Annotated in this window: 6 protein-coding genes and 8 tRNA genes; all 14 read left to right on the plus strand. The window is 51.7% G+C overall.

What is annotated here, in order from left to right:
- Nucleotide 1 precedes the first annotated feature (1 nt).
- Nucleotides 2–75, plus strand: a tRNA-Asp gene (locus JUE67_RS12245).
- Between the two features lie 5 nt (nt 76–80).
- Nucleotides 81–153: transfer RNA gene (locus JUE67_RS12250), tRNA-Phe, on the plus strand.
- 5 nt (nt 154–158) lie between these two features.
- A tRNA-Tyr gene (locus tag JUE67_RS12255) sits at nt 159–239 on the plus strand.
- Nucleotides 240–245: 6 nt separating this feature from the next.
- Nucleotides 246–316 (plus strand) — tRNA-Trp (locus JUE67_RS12260).
- Between the two features lie 14 nt (nt 317–330).
- Nucleotides 331–403: transfer RNA gene (locus tag JUE67_RS12265), tRNA-His, on the plus strand.
- Between the two features lie 6 nt (nt 404–409).
- Nucleotides 410–481 (plus strand) — tRNA-Gln (locus tag JUE67_RS12270).
- A gap of 22 nt (nt 482–503) precedes the next feature.
- Nucleotides 504–575: transfer RNA gene (locus JUE67_RS12275), tRNA-Cys, on the plus strand.
- A gap of 34 nt (nt 576–609) precedes the next feature.
- A tRNA-Leu gene (locus JUE67_RS12280) sits at nt 610–693 on the plus strand.
- Between the two features lie 187 nt (nt 694–880).
- Complete coding sequence (locus tag JUE67_RS12285) at nt 881–2,101, plus strand: glycosyltransferase family 4 protein (RefSeq protein WP_203628604.1); 1,221 nt, start codon at nt 881–883, stop codon at nt 2,099–2,101.
- 4 nt (nt 2,102–2,105) lie between these two features.
- Nucleotides 2,106–3,152, plus strand: coding sequence for a glycosyltransferase family 4 protein (locus JUE67_RS12290; RefSeq protein WP_203628605.1), 1,047 nt, complete (start codon nt 2,106–2,108; stop codon nt 3,150–3,152).
- On the plus strand, nt 3,136–4,197 hold the full coding sequence (locus tag JUE67_RS12295) for a lysylphosphatidylglycerol synthase transmembrane domain-containing protein (RefSeq protein WP_125698470.1): 1,062 nt from the start codon (nt 3,136–3,138) through the stop codon (nt 4,195–4,197). The genes JUE67_RS12290 and JUE67_RS12295 overlap by 17 nt, the downstream gene beginning before the upstream one ends.
- Nucleotides 4,198–4,285: 88 nt before the next feature.
- Nucleotides 4,286–4,525, plus strand: a complete 240-nt coding sequence (locus tag JUE67_RS12300) for a YkuJ family protein (protein WP_125698472.1) — start codon at nt 4,286–4,288, stop codon at nt 4,523–4,525.
- Between the two features lie 250 nt (nt 4,526–4,775).
- The gene (locus JUE67_RS12305; RefSeq protein ID WP_203628606.1) at nt 4,776–6,956 is read left to right on the plus strand and encodes an LTA synthase family protein; all 2,181 of its coding nucleotides are present in this window, start codon (nt 4,776–4,778) and stop codon (nt 6,954–6,956) included.
- A 121-nt stretch (nt 6,957–7,077) separates the two neighbouring features.
- The gene (locus tag JUE67_RS12310) at nt 7,078–7,536 is read left to right on the plus strand and encodes a Fur family transcriptional regulator (protein WP_203628607.1); all 459 of its coding nucleotides are present in this window, start codon (nt 7,078–7,080) and stop codon (nt 7,534–7,536) included.
- The last annotated feature ends 345 nt before the right edge of the window (nt 7,537–7,881 follow it).

Below are 7,881 nucleotides of genomic sequence, written 5' to 3' on the forward strand. Positions count from 1 at the left end.
TGGTTCCATGGTCTAGTTGGTTAGGACGCCTGCCTGTCACGCAGGAGATCGCGGGTTCAAGTCCCGCTGGAACCGTTAATGGCTCGGTAGCTCAGTTGGTAGAGCAATGGATTGAAGCTCCATGTGTCGGCGGTTCGATTCCGTCCCGCGCCATTTTTGGAGGATTAGCGAAGAGGCTAAACGCGACGGACTGTAAATCCGTTCCTTCGGGTTCCTAGGTTCGAATCCTAGATCCTCCATTTTATAGGGATATAGTTTAAAGGTAGAACTACGGTCTCCAAAACCGTCAGTGTGGGTTCAATTCCTACTATCCCTGCTTTTGTTGTGATGGCGGATATGGTGAAGCGGTTAACACACCGGTTTGTGGCACCGGCATACGTGGGTTCGATCCCCACTATCCGCCCTTGATTGGGCTATAGCCAAGTGGTAAGGCAACGGACTTTGACTCCGTCATGCGCTGGTTCGAATCCAGCTAGCCCAATTGCTGATGAAGCAAAGCTCCTGGCGGTGTAGCCAAGTGGTAAGGCAAAGGTCTGCAAAACCTATATGCGTCGGTTCAAATCCGATCACCGCCTTTCTTATGGCGAAGGCCAAGAGAATAACTATCATGCCGCTGTGGCGGAATTGGTAGACGCGCTGGATTCAAAATCCAGTTCCAGCGATGGAGTATCGGTTCGACCCCGATCAGCGGTATCAGGCATGATATGGAAAAACCAAAACGTTTGCGCGTTTTGGTTTTTTTATTTTATCTAAACTCAGTCGCAGGGTCGATGAGGTCAGCGATTGGTCTGCTACAATGGAGATGCTGGCGATAATTGCACTAGCTCGGATTTGTCCTTATACTAGCAATAGGGCATTATCGCCGTTGGGAGGAAGTTTGATGAACATTGGCATCTTTACGGACAGTTATTTTCCGCAGGTCAGCGGTATTTCAACTTCGATCAAAACATTAAAAGATGAGCTGGAGCGTCGTGGCAACACCGTGTATATTTTTACCACGACCGATCCACATGTGCCCGACGACGCGGTGGAACCAAATCTATTTCGTTTCACGAGCGTGCCGTTTATCTCGTTCACGGATCGCCGCATCGCAATTCGCGGCATGTTCCATGCTTATGCTGTTGCGAAGGAATTGAAACTGGACATCGTGCATACGCAGACTGAATTTTCGATGGGGTACATCGGGAAGTTTGTTGCGCGCCAGTTAAAGATTCCTGTTGTGCATACATACCATACAATGTATGAGGATTACCTTCATTATGTGATGAACGGGCATTTGCTGCGTCCTTATCATGTGAAGCAGTTCATTCGCGCGTTTCTGTACCATGTGGCGGGGGTGATCGCGCCGTCTGAGCGGTCCGAAGACTCGCTGCTGGGCTATGGCGTCAAGACGCCGATCTCGATCATTCCGACTGGGGTCGACCTTCGACAGTTCAGCGCGGCCAAAAATCCTCAGCTGCGTGACCAGTTGGGCCTGAGCGACGTGCCGGTGCTGTTGTCACTGTCGCGAGTGGCCTATGAAAAACGAATCGATAAAGTGGTCGATGCAATGCCTTCGATCTTGCAACGGATTCCAAATGCCGTGTTGTTGATCGTCGGGGATGGGCCAGCCAAAGAGGATCTTGAGGCGCAGGCGCAGTCGCTTGGCATCACGGAGCATGTCAAATTCACGGGTGAGGTCGATCACCGCGAGATCGCCGACTATTATCGAGCCGCAGATCTCTTTGTTTCGGCCAGCGATTCCGAATCGCAGGGGCTGACTTACATCGAGGCGCTCGCGGCGGGTCTTAAGGTCGTCGCGCTGGCCGGCGAATATACCCAGTCGCTGTTGGATGACCCGGCGATCGGGACCACGTTCACTGAACAGCCACAGATGGTCCATCAGATCGAGAATTATCTGCAGCACCCGCAAGCCTTCGATGATCCGCAGCCATTGCAAGCGAAACTCTACGAGATCTCGGCAGAATTATTTGGGGAGCGCGTCCTGACTGCCTATCAGCAGGCGCAAGTCAATTTTGACGCCTTCATGGCACAAAAGGCCGCGGATGCAGATGAGGTCGCGGACGTCGATGACCCAGAACGTGATTCAATGAAGGGATAGGTCCATGATCGATATTCATATGTTTTCCTCAGCGGATAAGGTGGCTGGCCAGGGGGTCGGTGCAGTCTATACCGAGCTGTTGGCGCTACTTGAAAAATATTTTCCAGGGGAATTCAACGTCAGTATCAATAAATACACACCGAGCGTGATCAGCCATTACCACACGATCGACCCAGCTTTTTACGCCTCGACCTTTTCCAAACGGCGCGGCCGCAAGATCGGCTATGTGCATTTTCTACCAAACACGCTGGATCAGAGCCTGCGCCTGCCTGGGGTGGCGCGCTGGACGCTCGATAAGTACGTGATCGCGTTTTACAAACGGATGGATCAGCTCGTGGTGGTCAACCCGAATTTTATTCCGAAGCTCGCCGCGTACGGCATCGACCCGAAGCACGTGACCTACATTCCTAATTTTGTCTCGCGGGAGACGTTTTATCCGGAGACACCGGAAAACAAGTTGATTCTTCGGCAAAAATACGGCATTGCCCCAGATGAGTTCGTTGTCTTCGGGGCGGGCCAGGTTCAGGATCGCAAAGGGGTCGATGACTTCATCGCCTTAGCGAAGCGTAACCCGAAGATGCGATTCATTTGGGCCGGTGGATTTTCCTTTGGGATGATCACCAACGGCTATGACCATCTCAAATCCGAGGTCGCCAATGCGCCTGATAACTTGATTTTCACTGGCATCGTGCCACGTGAGGATATGGTCGATTATTACAATGTGGCGGATGTCTTTTTGTTGCCGTCGTATGAGGAGCTGTTTCCGATGGCGGTGCTGGAGGCATTTTCCACGGAAACGCCGGTCATGGTGCGGCAGCTCGCCCTTTATGATCAGATCATTGCGCCGTTTGCGATGATGGCGCCGGATGTGGATGCGATGAATCAACAGCTGCATCGGTTGCAGCAGGAGCCCGCGCTTCAGCAAAAATATGCGCAAAAAAGTGCAGAGGCAGCGGCGACTTATTCCGAACCGCGCTTGGCCAAGGTGTGGGAGCACTTCTACCGCAGTCAGGCGGCGCTTGTAAAGGAGTCTCATGTCAAAACGAAATAAGCTCGCAGTCCTGATCATGGTGTTGATCGGGGTCTCGATCTTTGCGTTCGAGATGCGCGATCTCAACATTCATCAGGTCTGGCGGACTTTGATGGGGCTGCGGCTGCGGTGGGTGGCCGTTGCGCTGCTCGTGATGCTGGCGACATGGGTCATCGAGACCTTAGTCGTGCAGATCTTTGTCCAGCATGACGGCGAACGCCTGCCGTTTAAAGCGGCGCTGCGGGTGCCGCTGGTCGAGCAACTGTTCAATGCGATCACCCCGTTTGCTTCGGGTGGGCAGCCTGCGCAACTGGTGGCGCTGATGCAATCCGGCGTGGAAGCTGGCCGGGCGAGCTCGGTGCTCCTGATGAAATTCATCGTCTACCAATTCATGGTGCTGATCAATTTTGTCCTGACGCTGATCGTGGGTTTTCAGCAGATCGCCGGCCGGTTTCAGGCGCTTGCCTGGCTGATCGTGTTTGGCTTTCTGATTCACATCACGGTTATCACCGGCCTGCTTCTGGTGATGTATCAATACAAGTTCACCAAGAAGCTGGTCAACTGGGCGCTGCATTTTCTGGGGCTGTTCATGAGTCCCAAGCGCCTGGCGATGTGGAAGCAGCGGATGGACCTCAAGATCGACACGTTTTACGCTGAGAGTCTGCATTTGAAGCGGGAAAAAAAGCGGGTGGTGAAGGCCGCAGCGTTGACCATGCTGCAATTGCTGCTGTATTATTCCGTGCCGTACTTTGTGCTGCTTAGCTTCGGCGTCCAGCACGTGGACCTGATCGAAGTGATGGTCCTGCATGTGATGATCGTGATGATCGTGTCGCTGTTTCCGATTCCAGGGGGGACAGGCGGCGCTGAGTACAGTTTCAAGACGCTGTTTGGCGCGTATGTTGCGTCGGCACCAAGGCTGTTGCTGGCGATGTTGCTGTGGCGTTTTTTGACCTATTATCTTGGGATGATCTGCGGTATCTTTGCGCTGGGGGTGACCCCAAACAAGATGGCCGCGGCGCCACTTGATCCGCGGGAATTGCTTGCCAGACAGCATGACAAAGATTAAAAAAATCTGTTATCCAAGCACTTTTTGGGGGCACCTGTCAGCGTTTTATGGTACGCTATGACAGAAGCCAAATGAAAGGGGCCGTTTTATGAAGAGCTCACAGTTAGTTGCGATCATTAAACGCCTTGAAGCGATGCAGGAAGCGTCAGATGACGAGGTCCAGACCCGTCGCTTTGAAAAAGAAGGGGTCGAAAAGGGGCTTGTCTCCTTCGATCCAAGTACGCAGACGTATACGCTTGAAGAGGTCGAAAGCCACCAGAACTTTGAATTCGACAACATTGACCTGGTCGCCATGGAGATATACGACCTGCTTGATGATGAAGAATAGGTTACGATCGGTCAGGGAAACCTGGCCTTTTTGTTTGGTTGAAAAAACGTGGCGCTGACTTGCTCGATAGGGGGCCTCAGAGCCCGCTGGCGGTGCGATTTCAGAAAAAACGGCATGCGTCGTTTAAGATAGCGTAAAAACACGCAAAATAATCGCATCAAAATTGTGTTTTGGCGGCGGAGTGTGTAGACTTATGCCTGTGTGTAAGTGCGTCAATTCAAGAAACGTTTAAAAGCGGTGGAGGAACACGATGAAGCAACTTGGCAGTAAAATTCGAGGCTTTTTCAATACGCGGCTCGGATTTTTTGCGCTGGCGGTCGCGCTGTTTTGGGCGAAGACCTACTGGGCCTATCAAACAAAATTCAATCTTGGAGTCAGTGGGAAGATGCAAAACCTCCTACTGGTCCTCAATCCGCTACCGACCACGATCTTATTGTTCGGCGTGGCGCTCTACATATCCGGGCGCAAGTCTTACATCACGATGCTGATCATCGACGCGCTCACGTCGCTTTGGTTGTTCGCGAATGTGCTCTACTACCGCGAATTTTCCGATTTCATGACCTTTTCGCTGATCAAGGGCTCAAGCTCTGTTTCAAGCAACCTGTCCACGGGGGTCATGGGCATCATGCGGGCCAGCGACTGGCTGGTTTTTGTCGATGTCGCGATTCTGATTCTGCTGCTTGCCTTTCATGTGATTCGCATGGACACGCGGCCAATCAAGAAACTCTTCGCAGTGGGCGTGACGCTGCTGGCCGGCCTGATGTTCGGCTCCAACCTGTCCATGGCCTATCACGACCGTTCTGGCCTCTTGACCCGGACCTTTGACAACAACTATATCGTCAAGTACCTCGGGCTCAATGCCTATACCGTCTTTGATGGTGTGAAGACGGCGCAGACGAGCGCGACGAAGGCGAACGCCAAGGCAAGCGACATGAACTCGGTACTTGTCTATCTGAAGAAAAATCGCATCGACCCGAACGCCCAGTATACCGGGGTGGCCAAGGGGAAAAATGTCTTCATCATTCACTTGGAGAGTTTCCAACAGTTTCTGATCGACTACAAGTGGGACGGTCAGGAAGTCACGCCAAATCTCAACAAGCTCTTTCACGAAAGCGACACGCTGAGTTTTGACAACTTTTTCCATCAGGTCGGCCAAGGCAAGACCTCTGATGCGGAGACCATGATGGAAAACTCGCTGTTCGGGTTGCCCGAAGGATCAGCCATGTCACTGCTTGGGACCTCCAACACGTTCCAGGCGGCGCCAGCCATCATGGATCAGCAGGGCTACACGACGGCGGCGCTGCACGGCGGCGTGGCCAGTTTCTGGAATCGTGATAATGCGTACAAATCCTGGGGCTACGACTATTTCTTTTCCAAGTCCTACTATCAGAATATCAAGAATGACTTTTTAGGTTATGGCATCAAGGATAAGCTGTTCATGCGTCAGGCGGCCGGGTACATTGAGCAGCTCCCGCAGCCGTTTTACGCAAAGCTGATCACGGTCACCAATCACTACCCGTACCCACTGGACAAAAAAAATCAGTCGATCGCCAAGACTGACACCGGCGATAAGACCGTCGACGGCTACGTTCAAACGGCGCATTACCTCGACCAGGCGATCGGCGAGTTCATGGCTTGGCTGAAAAAGACCGGCCTTGATAAGACGTCGATGATCGTCTTTTACGGGGACCACTTCGGCATCTCAGCCAACCATAAAGATGCGGTCGCGCAGTTATTGGGTAAGGATAGCTTTGATGACTTTGACAACGCGATGTTCCAGCGCGTGCCACTGATGATTCACATGGATGGTCTCAAGGGTGGCATCAACCACACTTATGGCGGGGAAATCGATGTTCTGCCGACCATCATGAATCTGCTGGGCATCTCCAATAAGGGGTACATCCAGTTTGGGAGTGACCTCTTGGCGGCTAATCGCAATCAGACAGTTGCCTTCCGCAATGGCGATTTTGTCAGTCCGACCTACACGAAGATCGGCAGTAATTATTACGACACCAAGACCGGCGAGCAGTTGAAGAAGCTGACCCAGGCGCAAAAGGAAGCCGTGGATGCGATGACCAACCGCGTTACGACTGAGCTGTCGCTGTCGGATCGCGTGGTGAATCGGGATCTGCTTCGCTTCTATACACCAAATGGCTTTACCAAGGTGGATAAGTCGGATTACAGCTATACCCAGTCGAAGGCACTGGAAATGTTGCAGGCTGCCGATGATAAAAACAAGACCAGTTTGATCGATAAGAACAACGGGAAGTCCACGATGAATGAGTACAAGACGGACGCCCCAGAAATGGCAGGACTCAAGGAATTCGCAGATAGCTATTCGAGCAGCTCATCAAGCGCGTCTAGTTCGTCTGGCACCACTTCTGCCAGCAGTTCGTCCGCGACCAGTGATTCAAGCGATAAGGACAAGTAAGCAAAAATGGGAGGTGGCTGCGGTCACTTCCTTTTTGTTTGCAACTTTTTGCCATTTGGGGTACGCTAACGGTGTCAGGTGATAACAATTCTTATTAGAGAAAGGGACCGTGGTGAGACAGATGCAGGAGACGGTTTACAATCAGACGATCGCCAAGCTGAAAGCCAACAAGATCCGGGTCACGCCGCAGCGTGAGGCGATCATTAAGTATTTGATCGCTAGTGAGGCCCATCCGACTGCAGAGACGATCTACGCGGCCCTGTCGCCACGTTTTCCTCATATGAGTGTCGCGACCGTCTATAATAATCTTCGCATTTTAAGTGACCTAGATCTCATTGAAGAGATGAATTCCAATGATGTTGCGACCCATTTTGATTTTCCGCTCCAGCCTCACTACCACGCGATTTGTTCAAATTGCGGGAAGATCGTGGATTTCACCTATGATCGTTTTACCGATGTTGAACAGGTCGCAGCCAAAAAAACGGGGTTCGCAGTCAGCGGGCATCACCTCGAAGTCTATGGACTGTGCCCTGATTGTCAGAAGCTGTTGGCAAAGCAGGGGGCTGGCACAAATAAGTAAGGCGATTTGGCCCAATATCTTAATGAATATCCGAACGCGCAATGTATAAATATGTTGCACGTTCGGATTTTATTTTGCCGCGAGAAATCTCAATTTCTTATTGACGCCATGCGGTCTCGGCTGGTAAGATATCTATTGTTGTCAGCGAGACAGACGCTGCTTACCGCCTCGGCGGTGGGAATGCAGATGAATAAATATTCGCTTTCTGAATTTCTTGTTGACAGCGAACTGATCAAAAGATATACTGTTAAAGTTGACTTTTGGACAAGTCGTCCTTTGAAAACTGAACAAAGTTTCGTAAATGTGTAGGTGATTCGGCCTTAATTGGTCGGAGAATTAAACATG

This window comes from Lacticaseibacillus mingshuiensis (genome assembly GCF_016861785.1).
GTDB lineage: Bacteria > Bacillota > Bacilli > Lactobacillales > Lactobacillaceae > Lacticaseibacillus > Lacticaseibacillus mingshuiensis.